Source organism: Mesorhizobium denitrificans (assembly GCF_003403035.1).
In the GTDB taxonomy this organism is placed as follows: Bacteria; Pseudomonadota; Alphaproteobacteria; order Rhizobiales; family Rhizobiaceae; genus Mesorhizobium_G; species Mesorhizobium_G denitrificans.
Genome location: NZ_QURN01000006.1, coordinates 129662 through 151554, shown reverse-complemented (window position 1 = coordinate 151554; position 21893 = coordinate 129662). Strand labels below are relative to the sequence as shown.

Below are 21893 nucleotides of genomic sequence, written 5' to 3'. Positions count from 1 at the left end.
ACGACCGTTCGGTCTGCGACATGGAAAGCGGCGTCCAGACAACCGGTGGAGAGGTTGATCCCGGGAACCTACAAAGTAGGTGGGCGCCATGTGAAAGAACCCACGGGTCCAATCAGGGACAGCTCCCTTCGAGATCAATAAGGCCCCGGGGAAATGTTACTCCTGCCGGGAAGTCCAGAACGCCAATCCCTATATAGAGCCGACATGGCGTCTGCGCCACTGGTGAAACGCTGCTTTTGAAGTAACAATGCGCCTGAGCAGATCGAATAGAGAGATGGGGCAGGCAATCGCCGCCCTGTCACGGAGACAAATATGGAAGAACACACTTTTCCTGTCGTACGCACCGATCATGAATGGCGCGCGCGCCTCACGCCAGAACAGTATTACATCATGCGCGAACACGGCACGGAGCGCCCCGGAAGCTGCGCGCTGCTTTATGAAAAGCGAGCCGGAACCTTTTCCTGCGCCGGTTGCGACCAGCCGCTATTCGCATCGACATTGAAATTTGAAAGCGGCACTGGCTGGCCGAGCTTTAACGATCCGGTCCCCGGCTCGGTCGAAACAACGACGGACAGATCGCATGGCATGGTGCGCACAGAGGTGCATTGCGCCACGTGCGGAAGCCATCTTGGTCATGTTTTCCCTGATGGTCCGCCGCCGTCTGGCCTGCGCTATTGCATCAATGGTGTGGCGCTTAATTTCGCGCCGGCCTGACGCGAACAAAAAGAGCGCCGCGCGAATTTGCGCGGCGCGCCTTTATCAAACCATTCCGAGCGCGGCTTTATACAGATCGAGGATCGTCTCAGCTTCTTCCCGCTCAGCCTGATCGATCTTGCGCAGGCGCACTATGGTACGGATCGCCTTCGTATCGAAACCATTGCCCTTGGCTTCCGCGTAAACGTCCTTGATGTCGTCAGCGATGGTTTTCTTTTCTTCTTCGAGTCGCTCGATGCGCTCAATCAACGCGCGCAACTGTCCCGCAGCGAAAGTCTGCGCGTTGTCGGTAATATCGTCCGCCATGAAATTCTCCCGGAAAGCCCGCCGCATGAGTCGCGGCCAAAAGATCGGCGCGTTCGATGCCTTACTGCGTCAGCAGGGTCAAGCCGCCATTTTAATCAGTGCTTCGGACGGTTCCGCTCGAACGCCGCCTTCTGCTCGTCACTGGCCGGGCGTTGGTTCTTCTCCTGCCACTCAGCGTAAGGCATGCCATATACGATCTCGCGCGAATCGTCCTTGCTCAAGGCAACACCCTCTGCTTCTGCAGCTTCGCGATACCAGTTGGCCAAACAGTTCCGGCAGAAGCCCGCCAGATTCATCAAGTCGATGTTCTGCACATCGCCTCGCGAATCGAGATGCTGGAGCAATCTGCGAAATGCCGCTGATTCGAAATCGCGCTTCTGGTCGTCAGTCAGATCAGCCATTTTCTTCTCCCAAGATCGGTCCTGTCCGCGAGCCGAACTGCTTCACAACATGCATATCGGGCTTGCGGTTCAGCTCTTCAATGATTGGGTGTAGACGCTCTGCCCACGCGCGCACGCCGGTCGCCTCTCCAATCAGATCCTGCCGCACCTCAATCAGCGCATGCGCATAACCATTGACGATGGCGTGCCGGTACATGGTGTCGCCGCGCAACGCGCCATCATATGGCTCATTGTCGCCAACCACTATGTTCTTGTCGGCGGCCAGCATCTCCATCATCGGCTTGGGCGCACGATCATCCATGTCCCACAATATGCCGACATGCCAAGGGCGCTTGCGGCCCTGCATTTCCGGCGTAAATGAATGCAATGAAACGATAAAAGGTGCTTGTCCTGTCGCTTCAAAAACCGACGCGATCACCGACCCCACCGCATCATGATATGGCCGATAAAAATCGTTGAGGCGCTTTTTGCGTTCCTTTTCCGTCATCGGATAGTTCGCCTGAATGACCGTTCCGTCATAAAGCTGTCGGATCATCGTAGGGTCATCTTCCCCGCGATTTGGATCGATCAGCAGTCTCGAAAAATTCGCCATCACGGCGGGCGCGCCTGTCATGGTTGCGAGTTCGCGCGTCAGACCTTCAACGCCGATGTCATAGGCGATGTGCCTGTCAAACTCACGCGCCGGTAGGCTGAGACTGCCATATTCATCCGGCAAAGCGCGCCCCGCATGGTCGGCAATAAGAACCATGCCCTTTTTGCGATTGCCCTCAATGACCTCGAAAGGTCGAAAAAATTCCGAACGCGCCATTCCGCTACCCGTCACAATTGTGGTTCGGGTGAACCACAGCCGCTCGTCAGAAACAAGTCGACACCGAACATCGTCAATGTTCTGTGCCTTTTTCCGGGCAGACTCTGGCAGAATGTTTGCGGTCGTGCCAATGTCGCGCAACTAACTAAATCGATTGGGGTCAACAGTCGGTCGCGTTGACACGGCTTGGCACATTGCCGAAAAGAGCCGACAGGCGAGTTGTGCAAAAGGGGCGCTGATAATGAGTTTTGCGGGAGGCTGGCGGTTTCGCTTCGGGCCTTCATTGGCCATCTTCTGTCTGTCGCTCGTTGCCGGTGCTGCTTTCAGCCAGCCAGCTCGCGCCGATTTCCGCGTTTGCAATGCAACGCAGAGTCTTGTGGGCGTTTCGATCGGCTATCGCGCGGCAGACGGCTGGAAGTCAGAAGGCTGGTGGCACATTGAAGGCTCAACCTGCAAAACCCTGATCGAAGGCGCCCTCTCCTCGCGCTTCTATTATCTCTACGCGGAAGATGCGGAACGGGGCGGACGCTGGGATGGCCCCGTCAACATGTGCGTTACGGATAAAGAGTTTAAAATCTCCGGCGTAAGCGATTGTCTCGCTCGGGGCTATCAACGCGCAGGCTTCCGGGAGTACGACACCGGTGAGCAAGCAAGCTGGATGGTGCAACTCACCGACGAACCGAACCCACCGACGCCCCTGCCCGGCGCTACGCCTACTCCGCCAATTACGGGAAATGATCAGCCAGAAGAAGGCCAACAATGAGACGCAGCCGTAAAGTCAAGATCCTGGCAACGCTGGGACCGGCCTCTTCTGAACCGGAAATGATTAGAAAGCTGGTTGACGCAGGCGTGGATGTTTTTCGCATCAATATGAGCCATGCAGATCATGACTTGATGCGGACGCTCGTTGGCCGCATCCGCGCAATCGAGGATGATACCGGCAGACCAATCGGTATTCTTGCAGACCTGCAAGGGCCGAAGCTCCGTGTAGGCAAGTTCGCAAACGGCAAGGAAGAATTGATCGTTGGGCAGACTTTCACGCTCGACGACGACCCGACACCCGGCAACGCCGATCGCGTGCAATTACCGCATCCGGAAATCCTGACATCTGTTCGCCCCGGCGATCGTCTTCTGATCGATGACGGCAAGTTGCAACTCCAGGCAGTCAGCACCGATGGCAAGAAGATTGTAACAACCGTGGTCGCCGGCACGCGCATTTCGGATAAGAAAGGCGTCAGCCTTCCTGACACCGACCTACCGGTCGGTGCTCTAACCGAAAAAGATCGTGCTGACCTCGATGCCGCCGTCAATGCGGGCGTGGATTGGCTCGCATTGTCCTTCATCCAACGGCCGGAAGATATCGCCGAAGCGCGCAAGCTCGCGCGTGGTCGCGCGCTTCTTATGTCGAAAATCGAGAAGCCGCAGGCCGTTCAGCGCCTCAAGGAAATCATTGAGCTTTCCGATGCGCTGATGGTCGCTCGCGGTGATCTCGGCGTCGAAATGCCCATTGAGGCTGTCCCCGGCATTCAAAAGCAGATAACCCGCGCTGCTCGCCGCGCTGGCAAGCCTGTCGTCGTCGCCACACAGATGCTTGAATCCATGATCACCGCGCCGGTCCCGACCCGCGCTGAAGTCTCAGACGTTTCGATTGCCGTATTCGAGGGCGCGGACGCTATCATGCTTTCAGCGGAATCTGCGGCGGGCCAATATCCCGTCGAGGCCGTTGCGATGATGAACCGCATCGCTGAGCGTGTCGAACAGGACCCCACTTATCCGAGCATCATAAACGCGCAGCGCTTGCAGCCGGAAGCCACCGGTCCAGACGCCATCTCGCTCGCAGCGCGCGAAATCGCGGAAACGCTGAAGCTCTCCGCCATTGTCACTTACACTGCGTCGGGCAATACGGGCCTGCGCGCCGCGCGTGAACGCCCGCAGGTGCCGATCATCGCGCTGTCGCCAATCGTTGAAACGGCGCGCCGTCTGTCGCTGCTCTGGGGCACGCACTGCGTCGTCTCTCCAGACGCAACCGATCTCGACGATATGGTTGAGCGTGCTTGTCTTATTGCCAAGACTGAAGGTTTCAGCGCGCCGGGCGAGCGCATCATCATCATGGCAGGTGTGCCGCTGCGCACTCCGGGCGCCACCAACATGCTACGAATCGCGTACATTCCCGAATAGCGCGCGCTTAGGTTCAGGACCTAGATCGATTCGCCCGCCAGTTCCTCGGAAAGCGTCGCGACTTCGTTCTGGGCGTTGCGCATCATAGGATAGATTTCCAGCACACGCTGATAGGCATCAAATGCCATCTGCTTGTTTCCGCGTGCCTTGAATATCTGCGCCATACCGGCAATCGCCCCGAAATGGCGCGGCTCAAGTTCCAGCGTCTGCTCGATGTCAGCCATCGACTTCGCATAATTCTGCATCATGAAGTGAACCGTAGCGCGGCGATTCCAGCCCTCGGCATAGTCCGGGCGCATGGCGACGACTTGATCCAGAAAATCTAGCGCGATGTCGAACTTCTGTTCCTCCATCGCTTTTTTCGACCAGCCCATCATCAGGTCGATGCTCGCGCTGCCGGAATTGGTCCATTCTTCCATGATGCGCGATGCGATACGCGCCGCAGAACGCTCATTCTGAGCGCGCTTCAATTCGCTGAAGAGTTGATCCAGCTTTTGCTGGTGCGTCTGTTCGCCCTTCTGCACGGGCGTGCCGCTTTGCTCTGCCGCCAGCGCAGGCGGCGCGACAATTAACGAGAGCGCCAAAACGGCGAAAACGTACCGCATGGCGAAGACTCTATCCCCGCCATAAGGTACGTCAACGAAAAACAATGTGAGCGCGGCGAAGCCGCGATCAATCAGCCCTGACGCGCCTTGTAGCGCGGAGCAGACTTGTTGATGATGTAAATGCGGCCCTTGCGACGAACCAGACGGTTGTCACGATGGCGGGCTTTCAGCGCTTTGAGCGAGTTCTTGATCTTCATGGTCTGGCCTGTCGGGTTTGGCCCTAAGGGCCTAACTGAAAGGCGCGCCTCTAAAGCGCGCCCGAAATCGAGGTGGCTCATAGACGACGAGCGGTAGGGCTGTCAACCGGAGTGGCGCGCCAAGCGCGTGAAATGCCCCATCTTCCTGCCCGGACGCGCTTCCGCTTTGCCATACAGGTGCAGCACCAGCCTCGGCTCAGCTAAAAGCTCCTCAGCGCGCTCCACCTCGTCACCGATCAGGTTTTCCATCACGCAGTCGGAATGGCGCGCACAGTCGCCAAGCGGCAGCCCCGCAATCGCCCGTATATGCTGCTCAAACTGCGAAAGCGCGCACGCGGCCTCGGTCCAATGGCCCGAATTGTGTACGCGCGGCGCAATCTCGTTCACCGCCAGGCCACCATCGCGCAAAACAAAGAACTCGACGCCGATAACGCCCACATAGCCGAGCGCGCGCAGTATAGAGAACGCGGCATTGCGCGCCGCCGCCGCGGTGCGCTCCGAAATCGCAGCAGGCACCGTAGAGCGATAGAGTATGCCATTCTTGTGGACATTCTCCGCCGGATCGAACGCAGCCAGCGCGCCGTCGGCGGCACGCGCGGCAATTACGGAAATCTCGCGCTCGAAATCCACCAGCGATTCGAGAATCAGCGGCACCGAGCCGAGCGAGGCATAGGCCCCCTGCACAGGCGGCTTCGCCGATTGCCGAAACATGATCTGGCCTTTGCCGTCATATCCAAGGCGGCGCGTTTTCAGCACGCCATTGCCGCCGAATGCGGCCAGACCTGATTCCAGGTCGGCATCCGAATCGACAGGCCGGTACGCTGCGGTCTTGAGGCCCACGGAATTGAGGAAAATCTTCTCCGTCAGCCGGTCCTGTGAAACTTCCAGCGCCCGCGCCGAAGGGAAGACCTGAGAGCTTGCCGATACTTGCACAGCAGCGGCAACAGGCACGTTTTCAAACTCGTAGGTGATAACCGCGCATTCGCGCGCCAACTCGGCCAAGGCCTGCGTATCGTCATAAGCCGCAACGATCTGCCGATTTGCCACCTGCGCAGCGGGGCAGTTTTCCTGCGGTTCCAGAATGATTGTTCGGTATCCAAGTCGAGCCGCAGCCATTGCCAGCATACGACCAAGCTGTCCGCCACCGATAATACCGATATTGGAACCCGTCGGGAGGCCGGCCATCAGGCTTCATCCACCGGCTTGAGAGCGACCTTGTTGGTCTGCTCCGCGCGCCACGCATCCAGACGCTTAGCCAACGAATCGTCATACAGTGCGAGCACCGCGGCCGCCAGAAGCGCGGCGTTGACTGCACCCGCCTTGCCTATTGCGAGCGTTCCGACTGGAATGCCCGCCGGCATCTGCACGATAGAAAGAAGCGAATCCTGCCCGGACAGCGCCTTGGATTCGACCGGCACGCCAAACACCGGCAGTGGCGTCATGGCGGCTGTCATGCCCGGCAGGTGAGCCGCTCCTCCTGCCCCGGCAATAACCGCCTTAAAGCCCGCAGCCTTTGCACCCTTGGCAAATTCATACAGCCGCTCCGGCGTCCGATGCGCCGAAACGATCAAAGCTTCGTGATTGATTTCAAGCGCGGTAAGCGTCTCGGCGGCATGGCGCATGGTGGTCCAGTCCGACTGGCTTCCCATGATGATTGCGACATCAGCTTTTTCAGGCACGTCGTATCCCCGCATTAAGCGGCGCGCTTAGCTGATAATCACATGAACCGCAAGCTAAGGTCGGCCTCGCTCAACGCGGTGTCACGCGATGATGTCGGGAATAACGCTGCTTTCAAGCGCCCTCAGCCGGTCTTTCAGCACCAGCTTCTTCTTCTTCATGCGCTGTATTTGCAATGGATCGCACCCAGTTGCGATCATCGCGTTGATGGCCGCGTCGAAATCGGCATGTTCCTGCTTCAGTCGCGCAAATTCTAGACGAATCTCCGCCTGGTCCTGATCCGACATTTTCACCGTCTGAATTTCTGCGCTTGCATCGCATGCGCCACTTTGGAGGGTACGCTTGCCGGTTCCCCGACCGGCGCGAGCGCCCTTATCACATTTTTGCGCCTGGTAAAATCCTACTACGTCAAGTTCGACAAAGGAATGCAGTAGTGGCAGACTGTCATCGTTTCGTCACATCGCCTCGGCGGGTGATCGAGGCGGTGGAGACGGCACCGTTCGACGATACCATGAAAGGGAGAAGCTATTCATGTCTCTTGCCAGCCACCTCGAAGAATTGCAGCGCAAGCACGGCGATATTGAGCGTCAACTCGATGAAGCGATGAACCACCCGTCTGTGGATGATCTCGAAGTTGTAACGCTTAAAAGACGCAAGCTCGCGCTCAAGGATGAAATCGAGAAGCTGAAAGTCCAGACTACTCACTGATTGGTTCGTAGCGCGCCTTGGAGCGTCGCTATAATTGAGGGGAGCCGACGGCCTATGGTCGTCGGCTTTATATTTTTATGTCTTCCAGAATTGATCGAGCCAAAGATTGAGCTTGAGGAAGCCAGGCGTCGACAGCGTGTAGATCCGCCGTGTCCCGGACGATGACGAATTCACCAGCCCCGAATCCAGCAAAACCTTCAAATGTTGGGAAACCGCCGGTCGAGACACGGGCAAGCCGGCGGCGATCTCGTTGACCGATTTAGGCCCCCGGCGCAACTCTTCCAGAATATGCCGGCGGTGCGGATCAGCTATCGCCATAAATGCATCAGAAGTAGTCATGCCTACTTTTGTGGCGCATAGCCGAGAAAATCTCAACTATCATTATTGGATTGCACACGCGGATCTAGCTTCGCCGCTTCCGGCGTAACGACGCGATCGGACGGCATAGTCTGGAATGCCTCGCGATTCTCGACCGGAACCGGCGCGCGGCGTTTGATGCGCAGCAGCGTATAGCCAGCCAGCGCCGCATGGGCAAAAACCGTCGCGAGAAACAGCCCTTCCGGCCTCAGCGCGCTCATAAGGCTCGCGCCGATCACCGGCCCTACCATCGTGCCGAACCCATACAACAAAAGCAGCCCGCCCGAGATTTTCACGAAATCCTCGCTGCGCGCGTGATCGTTAGCGTGGGCTACCGCAATCGAATAAAGCGTATAGGCCAGCGCACCATAGCACGCGGTCATGGCGATCACGGCTGTAGCCCCGTGCGGCTGGAAAACGAACACCGCCAGGCCGACCAGTGCTGCCCCGAATGCCGCTGATGCCAGCACATACCGCCGGTCCATGCGGTCCGAAACACGGCCTATCGGCATTTGCATTGCCGCACCGGCCACGACGACCAGGCTCATCATCAGTGCAATTTCTGCCGTGGTCAGTTGAATGCGCGCGCCATAAACCGCGCCCAGCGTTCCCCATGCGCCATTTGCAATGCCGATCAAAAAGCACGCTCCGAACGAAACCGGCGAGTTCTTGTACAGGCCCTTCAGGTCGAGCGAGACTTCTTGCAGCGGCCTTGGTGTAGCCTGAGAGGAAACCGCCGTCGGAATGAGCGAACAGCAGAACAGAATGCCCGTTACCATGAACAGCGATTCCGTGCGCACGTCGCCGGCAGCAACGGCCATCTGCCCCGCCATGATGGATGCGTATGTCACCATCATGTAAAGGCCAAACACAGTGCCGCGATTTTCGTTGTTTGCGCGCTCGTTCAGCCAGCTTTCGATAATCATGAAGCAACCGGCCATCGTGAAGCCGGTGAAGGCGCGCAGGATCACCCACATCGTTTCGTCGATGAACAGGCCGGTCAGCAGCGCGACGATGGCGCCGATCGCAGCCAAGGTTCCAAAAGCGCGAACATGTCCCGCACGGCGAACAAGGCGCGGCGCAAAATAGCAGCCAGCGATGAAGCCGCCCGCCCAAGCCGTACCGAGCAAACCCAGCACGCCGGTCGAAAACCCTTCCGCCTGCCCTCTTAGCGGCAGCAACAAGCCGTGCAGGCCCGAAGCAGCCAGCAGGAAAGCTGTGCCGCGCAGCAGCGCCAGTATCGGACGATAAGCGGCGAACATTCAAAACCCTTCAACTGCGAATCACGGACCTTGGCTTTTACAAAGCAGGAAGTGGCGACAGCATTACACGCATCAGCTTTTGAAGAGAGCTTCTGCCGCCGCCTTTGTCGCCCCTTTTGCTTTCAGTTCGGTTTCCAGCCGCGCAATTTCGGCCTGCAATTGTGCAATTCGGTCCTGCAATTCGCCTACGGACAAAAGCGACAGATCCTGTCCAATCTGGTGGGTTTTAACCACCGGGCGCGCTTCATCGTCGAAGAGGGCCATTCATTCCTCCCGTTTTTCTTTACATCGCTGCCAGAATACTAAGACTACAAAGCAGCATCAAATGGATGGAGGAAAACAATGGCGAAAGCGGAAAGACTGCCGGAAAAAATGACGGCAATCGCAATCACCGCCCCCGGTGGTCCATTGGTCTTGCGTCCCGAAAAGCGCGAACTGCCTCAACCGGAAGCCAATGAAGTCCTCATCAAGGTCAAAGCGGCGGGCGTGAACAGGCCCGATATCATGCAGCGCAAAGGGCTCTACCCCGCCCCGCCCGGCGCATCCGATCTTCCCGGCCTCGAAGTTTCGGGCACCATCGCGGCGGTCGGTGAAAATGTGGAACGCTGGCGCATTGGCGATCAGGTGTGCGCACTGACGCCCGGCGGCGGATACGCTGAATATGTGAAATGCGATGCAGGCAGCGTGCTGCCAGTTCCCGCCGGCTTCACGTTCACCGAAGCCGCCGCCCTGCCCGAGAATTACTTTACCGTCTGGCACAATGTTTTCGAGCGCGGCGCGCTCAAGCCCGGTGAAACGCTTCTGGTTCATGGCGGCACTTCGGGCATCGGCACAACCGCGATTCAGATCGCAACCGCTCTCGGCAGCCGTGTCATCGCAACGGCAGGGTCTGAGGAGAAATGCGAGACGTGCATCAGCCTCGGCGCTATACGTGCGATCAACTATCGGGAAGAAGATTTCGTCAGAGCTGTGCATGAAGCCACCGACGGGCGCGGCGCAAACGTTATTCTGGACATGGTGGGCGGTGATTATGTCAGCCGCAACTATGACGCGGCAGCCATTGAAGGCCGCATCGTGCAGATTGCGGTTCAGGCCGGTCCAAAAGCCAACGTCGATATTGCAAAGCTCATGGTGAAACGCCTCGTCCACACCGGCTCGACGCTCAGACCGCGCAACAATGAATTTAAGGCTGGGCTTGCCGACGCGCTCGAATCCTATGTCTGGCCGCTGCTCGCCGCGCGGCGCATCGCGCCGGTGCTGGACATGATTTATCCGTTCAAAGAAGCGTGGCGCGCGCATGAGCGCATGGAAGAAGGTGAGCACATCGGCAAGATCATGCTCGACGTAGCCTGATCGCGGTGCAGGTCCAGTAGCGCCTAATCTGTTTTCATCCGGCTAACAATTTTTCATCACGGCTGTTATTCGCTTCTCCTGGCCCGCTTGGCCTTTGGGAAAGGTTCGTCGCCTCTATGTCATCCGCGATTTCTGCGACAACAGCGCGCCCCTGGGTCGTGGCTTCGGCGCTGGGCGCAACGCAGATATTTGCCTTCGGCTCGTCCTATTATTTGCTCGGCGTTCTCGGCGCGCCGATCAACGCCGATACAGGTTGGTCTTTGACCTTTATGTCTGGCGCGCAGTCGGCGGGCATGTTGATCGCTGGACTTGTATCACCATGGGTAGGTCGAACCATCGGTCGCAATGGTGGACGCGGCGTCATGGCAATCGGTTTCCTGATGCTAGCGCTTGGGTTGCTGTTGCTCTCAATTTCAAACCACAAAGCTACCTTCTTGACCGGCTGGCTGCTATTGGGCGCGGGCATGGGCGGTTGTCTATACGACGCCGCCTTCGCATCGCTGGGCAGGCTTTACGGCGCGGCGGCGCGCTCTGCCATCGCCACAGTCACACTTTGGGGTGGCTTTGCCAGCACCATTTGCTGGCCGCTTTCGGCAGCTCTTCTTCCTGAAATCGGCTGGCGCGGCATATGCATCACCTATGCACTGATTTCGCTTTTATTCTGCATCCCGCTCGTCCTGTGGGGGCTTCGCGGGAATGTCATTCCTGTGCCCGCTGTAAGCAAAAACGAGCCTGCTCTCGAACCGTCAGACAGACCAATCTATTATCTGTTGATGGCGACATTCGTCGTCATCGCGCTGAGCATGTCGGTGATCTACATCCACCTTATCGAACTGTTGCAATCACGCGGACTGGGGCTTGCGGCCGCTGTCGCACTCGGCGCTCTTATCGGCCCGAGCCAGGTCGCTGCGCGTTCACTGGACCTTTTCTTCGGCAGCCGACACCATCCGGTGTGGTCGTTTCTCATAGCTCAGTTCGGCTGCGCGCTCGGTCTGGCTCTCTTCGCGATGGGCTTTCAGTATTTGTCTGTTGCAATCATCATCTTTTCAGCAGGCAATGGAATCTACTCTATTGCACGCGGCTCCCTGCCGCTCACGCTGTTTGGGCCGGAGAAATTCGCAACCATTATCGGGCTGCTCGCCCGTCCCGGCTACATTGCTTATGCGCTCGCGCCTTCGGTCGGCGCATTAATGATCGAGACGGCTGGAGCACAGCGAACGGTCGAGATTCTTACATTGGCAATGACCGTGAATGTCGCTTTGAGTATGTGGTTAGCAGTGCTTGTGCGGCGCAGGCTTTAGCGCCATTGCGTCTGATTGCGTTTGCGACTATATGCAACCGTGATTTCCCAAAATTGGTGGCTATGCCCACCGCCCGCGCGAGGGACGCGGGCGAACGAGAGGATATTATCGCAATGACCAATACGCTTCTCATGCCCAAGGCGACCGCTGTTTGGCTGGTTGACAACACGGCATTGTCTTTTGACCAGATCGCTCAATTTTGCTCCCTACATCCGCTTGAAGTGAAAGCCATTGCAGACGGTGAAGCCGCTCAAGGCATCAAGGGTATGGACCCGGTTATGACCGGTCAGCTCACCCGCGAGGAAATCAAGCGCGGTGAACAGGACACGAATTACAAAATCAAGCTTTCCGAGCCGAAGGTCCGCGTCCCCGAGACCAAGCGTCGTGGCGCACGCTACACCCCGCTCTCAAAGCGTCAGGATCGCCCGAACGCAATTCTGTGGCTGGTTCGCAATCACCCCGAGTTGAAAGATGCAGCGATTTCGCGTCTCGTCGGCACAACGAAATCAACCATCGAGCAGATTCGCGAGCGCCGTCACTGGAATGCCGCAAACCTCCAACCGATGGATCCGGTAACGCTCGGCCTCTGCTCGCAGATCGATCTCGACATCGAGGTTCAGCGCGCTTCCGCAAATCGGCCCGCGGGTGCGCCTGTCGGCGACACGCTGCTGCCGGCTTCACTCACCGAGCGCCTTCCGGCGGAGGATGAAACCGCCAAGGTTCGCAAGGAAGACGAAGAGCTGGACGCAAACGCCGTGTTCGCCAAGCTCTCGGCGCTCAAGTCCAATAAGTCGGACGAAGACGAGGAAGAATAAGGTCGGCGCTCTCGCCCGGCCTTACGCGTAATAGCTGCGACGGGTCATGCCGTCGCGCGCTTCCTCACGCTCCATGGCCCGGTAAAAGTCAGCCAATTGCCTGCCGCGCTCTGGCTTGAACACCCGGCCAGAACAAGCCAGCGATGCAACGCGATCAATGCGGAACGTGCGAAAATCCTCGCGCATTTCACACCACGCAACCAGCGTCCAAACACGGCCCCAGAACCACAGGCCGAGCGGGCGCACGTCGCGTGACGACGCCTGTCCTGACTCGTCCTTATATTCAATCGTTAGTACCTTGCGCTCTTCGACGGCGCGCTCCAGCGCATCGATCACCTTTCGATCCGCATCGGTCACGACCCACATAGGCGAATGGATTTCGGTTCGCTCAATGCGCGCCTTCTCATTGTCCGGCAGCACCGAGCCGATCTTCACCAGAGCTTCTTCAGCGGCCCGTGCCATTGTCGCGCCACCGAAGGCACGAACCATTCGAGCGCCAGCCACCAGAGCAACGATTTCGTCTCGCGTAAACATCAGCGGAGGTAGATCAAACCCTTCTCTCATCATGTAGCCAACACCGGCCTCGCCATCGATCGGCACGCCGCTGGACTGCAAATCAGCGATGTCGCGATAGATTGTGCGTTCAGACACTTCGAGCCATTGGCCGAGCTTCTGCGCAGTCACAAGGCGACCACCACGAAAATGCTGGACGATCTGAAAAAGTCGATCAGCCCGCCGCATCGTTAATCCCCTCTAATCCTTCGCTTCGCCTTTGGCCGACAACGAAGTCCGCTCCGAACGACAATTTGCGTGTCGTTGGCGACTGCTCATTCAACACCCGCCAAAATGGCGTGATGTCGTTTACGTCCGCGCCCTGTTCGAGCGCTTCAAACGCGGCTTCCGCTACGGTTCTGAGATGATAACCCATGTAGACCGGGCACGTCACTTCAGCTCCATTTTCAATTGCCATCGCCGTCCGCAGCGCACGCACATCCATCTGCACGCCATTCGGGATCGACCGGATGAAATCATCGACCTGGCGTGCGGTCGGAACAAGCATCCGCTGCCCCTCAACGACATCGCCAAAATTCCGAGGCGAGTCCTTCAAAACCGGCGCGCCCTGGCTCAGCCTGTCCGTCCATCTCTTCACGCCAGCCATCCCATCATCCAGCGAGCCTATATTCGCACACATCTCCTGACATCATTATGTCAGGAGGTTTCAGCATGAAAATACTTGTTCAAGCGCCGTTCCTCACATGCAGATTGCCTTTGTCCAAACCGAACAGCGAGGGACATTCCGTCCTGGCCAGCACAGCCTCCGCATCCCACAATTTTCGGCTCGATTTCCCTACAGGAACCCGCGTTTCCCGTTCGAGTTCCCTGTCGGGCCAGCCAATGTCCTTGCGCAAATATTCGGGTAGGCTGTCCAATATGCGTTGTGCCCGAACCTGCTCGCGGCGCTGCTGCACGTGCAGCGCAAACTGCGCCAAAGTAGCAATGGGCCTGCTGAATAAAGTAAACATGACAGTGCCTCCTTGTTGGGAAAACACTATCGCACACCCCTCCTGACACCCCTGAGTCAGGAGCGTGAACATAGGTAGAACTTATCTATTCAGCGCTCTTCGTAAGCCGCTCGCGCACCTCACCGAGAAGACGCTGCAGCGTATGATAATCTTCCTTCTTGAGACCGATCTCGCGAGCCACACACGCCGGAATTTCTCGTGCGCGCTGCTGCAGCGCCTGCCCTTCTGGCGTAAGCACCAGCCGCACCTGCCGCTCGTCCTGCGTATCGCGGCGACGCGAAAGGTATCCCCTTGCTTCCAGCCTTTTGAGCAGTGGCGTCAAAGTGCTGGAATCGAGCGACAATTGCGCGCCCAGTTCTTTCACCGTCTGGCCATCCCCGCCCCACAGCGAAACCATCACCAGATATTGCGGATAGGTCAGTTCAAGCTTGTCGAGCAGCGGTCGATAGATCTGATTGAACGCGTGGCCTGTCGAATAGATCGAAAAGCACAGAAATTCGTCGAGCCCGGGAAACGCATCCGCAGCTTTCTTGCCCAACACGGCGATTCTCCCCACGCAACAATTCAGTCTTATATCGCGCGCGATCAAATCTCAAGCGATTGACGGGACGGGCGGCTCGCACGGTCTACCCTATGCCGCGCTCCTTCAAGGCAACGGTTATCTCGTCCAGAATGACGGGATCATCAATCGTCGCGGGCATCTTCCATTCTTCGCTGTCGGCAATCTTCTGCATCGTAGCGCGCAAAATCTTGCCCGAACGCGTCTTTGGCAGGCGCTTGATTGAAACCACTGTTTTCAGCGCTGCCACAGGCCCTATGCGATCGCGCACAAGCTTGACGATTTCCTTTTCGATCACCGCGAATTCCCGGCTGACTTTGCCGTTCAGCACCACAAAGCCCAGCGGCAGTTGCCCCTTCATGACATCCGCCACGCCGATCACGGCGCATTCCGCCACATCCGGGTGTTCTGCGAGAACTTCCTCCATGCCGCCCGTCGACAGGCGGTGGCCCGCGACATTGATGATGTCGTCTGTGCGCGCCATGATGAACAGATAACCGTCATCGTCGATAACCCCCGCGTCGGCGGTTTTGTAATAGCCGGGGAACTCGGCGAGATAGGCGTTGTAGAAGCGCTCATCCGCGTTCCATAGCGTCGGCAAACAGCCGGGCGGCAGCGGCAATTTCACCACAACATTGCCAAGGGTTCCATTCGGAACCGGGTGGCCTGCATCGTCCAGCACCTGCACGTCATATCCCGGCATCGGCACGCAGGGCGAGCCATACTTCACCGGAAGCTGGCCAAGCCCAATCGGGTTCTGGCTGATGGGCGCGCCTGTTTCCGTCTGCCACCAATGGTCGATCACCGGGCGCTTTAGATGCAGTTCCGCCCATTTGATCGTGTCGGGATCGGCACGCTCGCCAGCAAGGAACAGCGTCCGAAACTTCGACAGATCATATTTCGGGATGAACTCTCCATCGGGGTCTTCCTTGCGGATCGCGCGAAAGGCCGTCGGCGCAGTGAACAGCGCGGCGACGCCATGCTGCTCAATGACACGCCAAAACGTTCCAGCGTCCGGCGTTCCCACCGGCTTGCCTTCAAACAAGATCGTGGTGCAGCCATGCAGCAGCGGCGCGTAAACGATATAGGAGTGGCCCACCACCCAGCCCACATCAGACGCCGCCCAGAAAACCTCGCCCGGCGCGATGCCGAATTCATTCTGCATGGTCCATTTCAGCATGACCATGTGGCCGCCATTGTCGCGCACAACGCCCTTCGGTTGGCCAGTCGTGCCAGATGTGTAAAGCACATAGAGCGGATCGGTCGCCGCCACCGGCACACAATCAACGTTAGCGCCTGCGGCGCGCTCACGCGCAACCTGATCCGCATAATCCAGATCGCGACCTTCAATAAGCTCGCAGGTCTGCTGCGGACGCTGCAATATCAGGCAGTGTCTGACTTTATGCTTGGCCATATCAACAGCGTCGTCGAGCAACGGCTTATAGGCGACAACGCGCCCCGGCTCCAATCCGCATGAGGCTGAGATAATGACATCCGGTCGCGAGTCGTCGATGCGCGTGGCAAGCTCACGAGCGGCAAAGCCGCCGAACACCACGGAATGCACCGCACCCAGCCGCGCGCACGCCAGCATGGCAAACACCGCCTCCGGCACCATCGGCATATAAATGATTACCCGGTCGCCTTTGCGGACGCCCTGGTTCTGCAACACGGAAGCCAGCGCCACAACCTGCGCCTTCAACTCAGCATAGGTAAAGCTCTGCTGAGAGCCGGTTATTGCGCTGTCATAAATCAACGCGGTTTGCTTGGCCCGCCCGCTCTCCACATGGCGATCCACGGCGTTGTAGCAGGTGTTGCATTCCGCGCCGACAAACCAGCGTCCATAGACGCCCGCGTCCGGGTCGAAAACCTTATCCCAAGTCTTGAACCAATCGAGATCGGCAGCCGCGTTTGCCCAAAAGCCTTCAGGGTCGCGCTTCCATTCGGCATAAACATCAAAATACCGAGACGACATGGCTCGTTCCTCCCACAACTGTGAGAGGTATTTAGACCCTCGCGCCAACGCGCGTCCATCAGCCATTCGTCACATGGAAGCAGGCTTTGACACAGGCGCGCGATCCTGCTCAAAGCGCATCATGTCCAAGGCATTCGCCATTTTCATGATTGCTCTGATGGCGATCCAGATCGTCAAGCCGCTGGGTCTGCCCGGCCTGAAAAAACGCGGGGATTTTTGGAAGCTGGCCTTCGTCGCAATGGCGGCGATTTCAATAACCGCCGCCTTGGGGCATTGGTCTTAGGCTTTCAGCACATCGACACCCGGAAGCGCCTTGCCTTCCATCCATTCAAGGAATGCCCCGCCTGCCGTCGAGACATACGTGAAATCGTCAGCCACTCCGGCGTGATTGAGCGCTGCAACCGTATCGCCGCCACCCGCAACTGACACCAGCTTGCCGGCCTTCGTGCGGCTCGCAGCATGCTTGGCGGTGGCCACTGTCGCCTTGTCGAACGGCTCGATTTCGAATGCGCCAAGCGGGCCGTTCCAGACCAGCGTTGCGGCGCGATCGATCCAGTCGCTGATTGCCGCAACCGTCTTCGGACCCACATCCAGTATCATCGCGTCTGCGGGCACTGCATCAACACCAACGACTTCGCTTGCAGCACCTGCCTTGAACTCGCGCGCTGCCACAGCATCGGACGGCAGAATGATTGCGCAACCCGAACTTGCAGCCTCGATCATGATCTGCTTGGCGGTCGCTGCGAGATCATGCTCGCACAAGGATTTGCCAACGTTGACGCCGCGCGCAGCGAGAAATGTGTTGGCCATACCTCCACCGATAACCAGCGCATCGACCTTCTTTACGAGGTTCATCAACAGGTCGATTTTGGTGGAGACTTTCGCGCCGCCAACAATCGCGACGACAGGCTTGGTGGGATTGCCGAGGCCCTTTTCAAGCGCCTCAAGTTCCGCCTGCATCGTGCGTCCGGCATAGGCGGGAAGAAGATGCGCCAATCCTTCCGTGGAGGAGTGCGCGCGGTGTGCCGCAGAAAATGCGTCGTTGACGAAAATGTCGCCGTCGGCAGCAAGCTTCTTCGTGAACTCAGGATCGTTCTTCTCTTCCGCCTTGTAAAAGCGGGTATTCTCAAGCAGCAGAATATCGCCCGGATTAAGCGAGAAAATCGCGCCTTGCGCCTTTTCGCCAATGCAATCCGATACGAAGGCAACAGGCCGCCCGATAACATCGCTTGCTGCGCGCGCGATTGGCTCCAGCGAAAGTGCAGGGTCCGGCCCGTCCTTTGGTCGGCCGAAATGCGCGAGCAACACGACCTTCGCGCCCTTGTCGGAAAGTTCGAGAATGGTTGGCGCCACACGTTCGATTCGGGTGAGATCGCTCACCTTGCCGTTTTCCATTGGCACGTTCAGATCAACACGCACCAGCACGCGCTTGCCTTTTACATCACCAATATCGTCGAGCGTTCTGAAACGCGCCATAAGCCTCTCCATGAAATTTCGCGGCGACAATACAAGCGCGGATGAACGATGCAAGCTGTTGTCGCGCCGCAGTGACTGAAATATCAGGTCTTGGTTTCTGCCTCAGAGGCCGTTGCCGAAACCTCCCCTTGCCCCGATGGTCGAGTGCGAAATCTGGCGCGGAACAGAACAAACCGATCCCACATTTCGCCTGCAGAAAGAAATATGGGCACGCGCGGCGCAGGCGTTGCCATCGGCTCCAGCGAGACACCAACACCCACAACCTTGCCATTCTCGTCCACGTCGCGAACGATCAGTTCAATCGGGTCGAGCAATACGCGGTCGGCATATTCTGCCCGGCCTCCGAGCCGCGTCGACACCAGCGCACCGATCGACAATTTGCGTTCCGCATCTGTGAGCGGCGGGCCATAGATCGCTTCCAGATCGGTCGCGGGACGCGCGGGGTCCACAGCAAAGGCGCCAAAGAAATCCGCATCTTCCGGATCGACATCCGTGCGTCCGGCAAACAGCCTGTCCAGCAGGCGCGGATAACGGTCAGACACGAAAATATAGACATTGTCCCCAGCGACGAGCCGCCCGGCATCCTGATATTTCATCGAGCGTCCGCCGCGCACCACCAGCGAAGGTCGTGCCCAGCGCGGTATGCGCTGTCCACGCTCAACCGGACTGCCAGCAACCACACGATAGGCCAGCAATTCATGACGAGCCGATCCCGGCAGTTCGAGCTCCACCTTGTCAACCAGGCCGCCGCGCGGCGGTACGATCAGGCCGAGCCGGCGCGCGAGCGGTCCGATTGTCCAGCCCTGCACGACCAGCGAGGCAAGCACGATGATGAATGCCAGATTGAATATCAGCCTGCCATGTTCCAGCCCGCCGGTGATTGGCGTTATTGCCAGCAGGATTGACACCGAACCGCGCAACCCGACCCATGAAATGAAAGCGGTTTCCGGTCGCGTAAATCCGAAAGGCAGCAGGCAGAACCACACCGCAATCGGTCGCGCGACGAAGATCAGCAACAGCCCAAGGAACAACCCTATTCCGAAAATCGGCACGAATTCCGAAGGCGTCGCGTAAAGTCCCAGCACCAGAAACATGATGATCTGCGCCAGCCAGGAAAGCCCGTGCTGAAAGCGCTTGACGACTGACGCATTGCGCATGCCCGCATTGCCAACGATCAGCCCAGCCACATAAACAGCAAGAAATCCAGAACCGCCAACCGACCCCGCAGCCGCGAAAATGAGCAGCGCCAGCGTCAGCACAAAGATCGGAAGCAGGCCGTGATCGAGCTCCAGCTTTTCGATGAGACGCACCACGCCATAGCCGCCAATCAGGCCAACCACCGCGCCGATGCCCATATGCTCTGCAAAGCCAACCGCCAGTTCAAGCGATAGCTCGAAAGCGTTGGGCAGTTCTCCAAGGGCAAGAATGGAAACGAGAGTGATTGTCAGAAAGATAGCAATCGGATCGTTGGTGCCGGACTCGACTTCCAGTGTCGAGCGCAACCGGTCGCGCAGATTTATGTTTCCAGCACGCAGCAGGAAGAACACCGCCGCCGCGTCCGTCGACGAAACCGCAGCACCCAGCAGCATTGATTCCAACATGTTGAGATGCACGAAATAATATGCAGCAGCGCCGAATATCGCCGTAGTCAGCAGCACGCCAACCGTCGCGAGCGTGAGCGCCGGCGCAGCCGCCTGCTTGAAAATGGCGAACGGCGTTCCGAACCCCGATTCGAACAGAATAACCGCGAGCGCTAGTGAGCCGACAAAATAAGCCAGCCGCGCGTTGTCGAACTGAATGCCAAGACCGTCCGCACCACTGGCAAGTCCAACGCCAAGAAACAGAAGAAGCAGAGGTGCGCCGAAGCGAAATGCGATCAAGCTCGAAAAGGATGCGGCAAGCACCAGCGCTGTGCCAACAAGCGTCACGAGATAGATCGTCTGATCCATTGAGCCCCCTCAAATGTCTTTAACTTCACTTCACGCTAAAGTTAGGCGAAGGCAAGACAGACACAAGGCAAGACGACGACTTTTGAGGTGACAGGCAGGATTTTATTCACCCCAGAGATTTCCAAACACGTCGATAAACCGGCGGATAATCCCGCACCAATCCGTCTTCATCGACATCGATTTCTGCGCTGAAAGTTCCGTCAGTCGCTTCATAGCGAAAGCGTCTTTCCGCATCGAGGCACGTATAGCGCTGACCATCTCTTATCGGCACGAAGTCATCGAACGGGACATAGAGCATGGAAAACTCCAGCGATCCGTGTCGAAAACTTGCAGCACAACGGCGGATAGGAAGCGTGTTCGTGAAAGGCGTGCCGGAAAGATCAATGTCGATGCAGCCGTCAAACTCAGGCAAGTGCACGCCATTCACATCATGCCAGATTCCTGACTGCGGTGAACGCATGGAAAGACCCCGACCATCCGTCGCCCGAATCGCGAATGCTCGTACCTGCCATTGAGTGTCACACTCGATATTATATTGAACAGCGAATGCGATGCCGTCGCTTTCACCAACGATGACGCTTTCAGCAAAAATGCCTTTGTAATCAGAAAAAAGGGTGAGGTGCTCGAGCCCCTCACCCCTATAAGGTTTCCAACGTACAGAGAGCTTTTTCAGTTCTCTATACATCCGGGATTAGATGGTCTTGGCGAACGCCACTGCCGTATCGGCCATGCGGTTCGAGAAGCCCCATTCATTGTCATACCAGGACAGCACCGAAACGAGGTTGCCGCCCATGACCTTGGTCTGATCGAGCGCCGCCGTCGAGGAATGCGGATCATGGTTGAAGTCGATGGAAACGTTGGGCGCGTGCGTCACGTTGAAGATACCCTTCAGCGGGCCATTCGCCGCTGCAATCATCGCCGCGTTCAGTTCTTCCGCCGTGGTGTCGCGCTTGGCGATGAACTTGAGATCGACAACCGAAACATTCGGCGTCGGCACGCGGATGGAGATGCCGTCCAGCTTGCCCTTCAGGTCGGGCAGCACGAGGCCGATGGCCTTCGCCGCACCCGTAGAGGTCGGGATCTGCGACAGAGCCGCGGCGCGAGCGCGATAGAGATCCTTGTGCATCGTATCCAGCGTCGGCTGATCGCCGGTATACGAGTGGATCGTCGTCATCATGCCCTTCTCGATGCCGACCGTCTCATGCAAGATCTTGGCGAGCGGCGCGAGGCAGTTCGTCGTGCAAGACGCGTTCGAGATCACGACGTGGTCCTTGGTGAGCTTGTCATGATTGACGCCGTAAACCACAGTGAAATCCGCACCGTCCGACGGAGCCGAAACGATCACGCGCTTTGCACCAGCAGCAAGATGCGCGGCGGCCTTGTCGCGCGCGGTGAAAATGCCTGTGCATTCCAGTGCGATGTCAACGCCGAGTTCCTTCCACGGAAGCTGCGACGGATCCTTGATCGCTGTCACCTTGAACTTGTCTGTGCCGATGTTGATCGTGTCGCCCTGCACCTTCACTTCGTGCGGAAAGCGGCCATGCACGCTGTCAAAGCGCATCAGATGCGCATTGGTTTCGACCGGGCCCAGATCGTTGACGGCAACGACGTCAATATCCTTGCGACCCGATTCATAAATCGCGCGAACGATATTGCGCCCGATGCGCCCGAATCCGTTGATAGCTACTCTTACAGCCATGAAATTCCCTCCTTGGGAGATGGACCCTGCTCA

Annotated in this window: 28 protein-coding genes and 1 other RNA gene; 8 read left to right on the top strand and 21 right to left on the bottom strand. The window is 58.0% G+C overall.

Going from position 1 to position 21893, the window contains the following annotated elements; translation table 11 throughout:
- Positions 1–28: 28 nt before the first annotated feature.
- Positions 29–184: non-coding RNA, 6S RNA (ssrS, locus tag DY251_RS09305), on the bottom strand.
- A gap of 128 nt (positions 185–312) precedes the next feature.
- Here ssrS and msrB point away from each other — a divergent pair.
- Positions 313–714 carry a peptide-methionine (R)-S-oxide reductase MsrB gene (msrB, locus tag DY251_RS09300; RefSeq protein ID WP_116623614.1) on the top strand — a complete coding sequence of 134 codons (402 nt, stop codon included), beginning with the start codon at positions 313–315 and terminating at the stop codon, positions 712–714.
- A 45-nt stretch (positions 715–759) separates the two neighbouring features.
- Here the strand turns inward: msrB and DY251_RS09295 are convergent, their stop codons facing one another.
- From DY251_RS09295 to DY251_RS09285, 3 genes are all read right to left on the bottom strand, one after another.
- The gene (locus tag DY251_RS09295) at positions 760–1020 is read right to left on the bottom strand and encodes a DUF2312 domain-containing protein (protein ID WP_116623613.1); all 261 of its coding nucleotides are present in this window, start codon (positions 1018–1020) and stop codon (positions 760–762) included.
- A 95-nt stretch (positions 1021–1115) separates the two neighbouring features.
- A complete protein-coding gene (locus DY251_RS09290) occupies positions 1116–1421 on the bottom strand; it encodes a DUF1244 domain-containing protein (protein ID WP_116623612.1) in 306 nt (101 codons plus the stop codon).
- Entirely contained in the window at positions 1414–2229 is an 816-nt protein-coding gene (locus DY251_RS09285) for an N-formylglutamate amidohydrolase (protein ID WP_116623611.1), read from the bottom strand. The genes DY251_RS09290 and DY251_RS09285 overlap by 8 nt, the downstream gene beginning before the upstream one ends.
- A 241-nt stretch (positions 2230–2470) precedes the next feature.
- Between DY251_RS09285 and DY251_RS09280 the strand changes: the two genes are divergently transcribed.
- Positions 2471–2992, top strand: coding sequence for a DUF1036 domain-containing protein (locus DY251_RS09280; protein WP_116623610.1), 522 nt, complete (start codon positions 2471–2473; stop codon positions 2990–2992).
- The gene (pyk, locus tag DY251_RS09275) at positions 2989–4407 is read left to right on the top strand and encodes a pyruvate kinase (protein WP_116623609.1); all 1419 of its coding nucleotides are present in this window, start codon (positions 2989–2991) and stop codon (positions 4405–4407) included. The genes DY251_RS09280 and pyk overlap by 4 nt, the downstream gene beginning before the upstream one ends.
- A 20-nt stretch (positions 4408–4427) precedes the next feature.
- On the opposite strand, the gene DY251_RS09270 is transcribed toward pyk, so the two are convergent.
- The 5 genes from DY251_RS09270 to DY251_RS09250 form a co-directional block, all read right to left on the bottom strand.
- Positions 4428–5012 carry a tetratricopeptide repeat protein gene (locus DY251_RS09270; protein ID WP_116623608.1) on the bottom strand — a complete coding sequence of 195 codons (585 nt, stop codon included), beginning with the start codon at positions 5010–5012 and terminating at the stop codon, positions 4428–4430.
- A gap of 71 nt (positions 5013–5083) precedes the next feature.
- Positions 5084–5209 carry a type B 50S ribosomal protein L36 gene (ykgO, locus tag DY251_RS09265; protein ID WP_116623607.1) on the bottom strand — a complete coding sequence of 42 codons (126 nt, stop codon included), beginning with the start codon at positions 5207–5209 and terminating at the stop codon, positions 5084–5086.
- A 102-nt stretch (positions 5210–5311) separates the two neighbouring features.
- Positions 5312–6394 (bottom strand): 5-(carboxyamino)imidazole ribonucleotide synthase, encoded by a 1083-nt coding sequence (locus DY251_RS09260; RefSeq protein ID WP_116623606.1) that lies wholly within the window; start codon positions 6392–6394, stop codon positions 5312–5314.
- Positions 6394–6858 (bottom strand): 5-(carboxyamino)imidazole ribonucleotide mutase, encoded by a 465-nt coding sequence (gene purE, locus DY251_RS09255; RefSeq protein WP_245415917.1) that lies wholly within the window; start codon positions 6856–6858, stop codon positions 6394–6396. The genes DY251_RS09260 and purE overlap by 1 nt, the downstream gene beginning before the upstream one ends.
- A 111-nt stretch (positions 6859–6969) precedes the next feature.
- Entirely contained in the window at positions 6970–7173 is a 204-nt protein-coding gene (locus DY251_RS09250; protein ID WP_116623604.1) for a YdcH family protein, read from the bottom strand.
- A 244-nt stretch (positions 7174–7417) separates the two neighbouring features.
- Between DY251_RS09250 and DY251_RS09245 the strand changes: the two genes are divergently transcribed.
- Complete coding sequence (locus tag DY251_RS09245; RefSeq protein WP_116623603.1) at positions 7418–7594, top strand: YdcH family protein; 177 nt, start codon at positions 7418–7420, stop codon at positions 7592–7594.
- A 75-nt stretch (positions 7595–7669) separates the two neighbouring features.
- Here the strand turns inward: DY251_RS09245 and DY251_RS09240 are convergent, their stop codons facing one another.
- The 3 genes from DY251_RS09240 to DY251_RS09230 all read right to left on the bottom strand — a co-directional run bounded on the left by DY251_RS09240 (position 7670) and on the right by DY251_RS09230 (position 9477).
- Positions 7670–7933: an ArsR/SmtB family transcription factor gene (locus DY251_RS09240; RefSeq protein WP_116623602.1), complete on the bottom strand. Its 264-nt coding sequence runs from the start codon at positions 7931–7933 to the stop codon at positions 7670–7672.
- Between the two features lie 32 nt (positions 7934–7965).
- Positions 7966–9213, bottom strand: a complete 1248-nt coding sequence (locus DY251_RS09235; protein ID WP_116623601.1) for an MFS transporter — start codon at positions 9211–9213, stop codon at positions 7966–7968.
- Positions 9214–9285: 72 nt separating this feature from the next.
- On the bottom strand, positions 9286–9477 hold the full coding sequence (locus DY251_RS09230) for a DUF1192 domain-containing protein (RefSeq protein ID WP_116623600.1): 192 nt from the start codon (positions 9475–9477) through the stop codon (positions 9286–9288).
- 108 nt (positions 9478–9585) lie between these two features.
- Here DY251_RS09230 and DY251_RS09225 point away from each other — a divergent pair, with 108 nt between their 5' ends.
- From DY251_RS09225 to DY251_RS09215, 3 genes are all read left to right on the top strand, one after another.
- Entirely contained in the window at positions 9586–10566 is a 981-nt protein-coding gene (locus DY251_RS09225) for an NAD(P)H-quinone oxidoreductase (RefSeq protein ID WP_116623823.1), read from the top strand.
- Between the two features lie 116 nt (positions 10567–10682).
- On the top strand, positions 10683–11867 hold the full coding sequence (locus DY251_RS09220) for an MFS transporter (protein ID WP_116623599.1): 1185 nt from the start codon (positions 10683–10685) through the stop codon (positions 11865–11867).
- 113 nt (positions 11868–11980) lie between these two features.
- Complete coding sequence (locus DY251_RS09215; RefSeq protein WP_116623822.1) at positions 11981–12682, top strand: DUF1013 domain-containing protein; 702 nt, start codon at positions 11981–11983, stop codon at positions 12680–12682.
- Positions 12683–12703: 21 nt separating this feature from the next.
- Here DY251_RS09215 and DY251_RS09210 read toward each other — a convergent pair whose 3' ends face one another.
- The 5 genes from DY251_RS09210 to DY251_RS09190 all read right to left on the bottom strand — a co-directional run bounded on the left by DY251_RS09210 (position 12704) and on the right by DY251_RS09190 (position 16736).
- Entirely contained in the window at positions 12704–13423 is a 720-nt protein-coding gene (locus tag DY251_RS09210; RefSeq protein WP_116623598.1) for a helix-turn-helix transcriptional regulator, read from the bottom strand.
- The gene (locus tag DY251_RS09205) at positions 13410–13874 is read right to left on the bottom strand and encodes a hypothetical protein (protein WP_245415908.1); all 465 of its coding nucleotides are present in this window, start codon (positions 13872–13874) and stop codon (positions 13410–13412) included. The genes DY251_RS09210 and DY251_RS09205 overlap by 14 nt, the downstream gene beginning before the upstream one ends.
- A 46-nt stretch (positions 13875–13920) precedes the next feature.
- A complete protein-coding gene (locus DY251_RS09200) occupies positions 13921–14205 on the bottom strand; it encodes a hypothetical protein (RefSeq protein WP_137113613.1) in 285 nt (94 codons plus the stop codon).
- An 85-nt stretch (positions 14206–14290) separates the two neighbouring features.
- Entirely contained in the window at positions 14291–14752 is a 462-nt protein-coding gene (locus DY251_RS09195) for a MarR family winged helix-turn-helix transcriptional regulator (protein WP_116623820.1), read from the bottom strand.
- Between the two features lie 79 nt (positions 14753–14831).
- Positions 14832–16736 carry a propionyl-CoA synthetase gene (locus tag DY251_RS09190; protein ID WP_116623596.1) on the bottom strand — a complete coding sequence of 635 codons (1905 nt, stop codon included), beginning with the start codon at positions 16734–16736 and terminating at the stop codon, positions 14832–14834.
- Between the two features lie 157 nt (positions 16737–16893).
- Here DY251_RS09190 and DY251_RS21875 point away from each other — a divergent pair, with 157 nt between their 5' ends.
- On the top strand, positions 16894–17019 hold the full coding sequence (locus DY251_RS21875) for a hypothetical protein (protein ID WP_281004453.1): 126 nt from the start codon (positions 16894–16896) through the stop codon (positions 17017–17019).
- Here the strand turns inward: DY251_RS21875 and DY251_RS09180 are convergent.
- The 4 genes from DY251_RS09180 to gap form a co-directional block, all read right to left on the bottom strand.
- Positions 17016–18212 (bottom strand): phosphoglycerate kinase, encoded by a 1197-nt coding sequence (locus DY251_RS09180; protein ID WP_116623594.1) that lies wholly within the window; start codon positions 18210–18212, stop codon positions 17016–17018. The genes DY251_RS21875 and DY251_RS09180 overlap by 4 nt on opposite strands.
- A gap of 83 nt (positions 18213–18295) precedes the next feature.
- Entirely contained in the window at positions 18296–20161 is a 1866-nt protein-coding gene (locus DY251_RS09175; RefSeq protein ID WP_116623593.1) for a potassium/proton antiporter, read from the bottom strand.
- A gap of 106 nt (positions 20162–20267) precedes the next feature.
- Positions 20268–20846 (bottom strand): putative glycolipid-binding domain-containing protein, encoded by a 579-nt coding sequence (locus DY251_RS09170; protein WP_116623592.1) that lies wholly within the window; start codon positions 20844–20846, stop codon positions 20268–20270.
- 6 nt (positions 20847–20852) lie between these two features.
- A complete protein-coding gene (gene gap, locus DY251_RS09165) occupies positions 20853–21860 on the bottom strand; it encodes a type I glyceraldehyde-3-phosphate dehydrogenase (protein ID WP_116623591.1) in 1008 nt (335 codons plus the stop codon).
- Positions 21861–21893 lie beyond the last annotated feature (33 nt).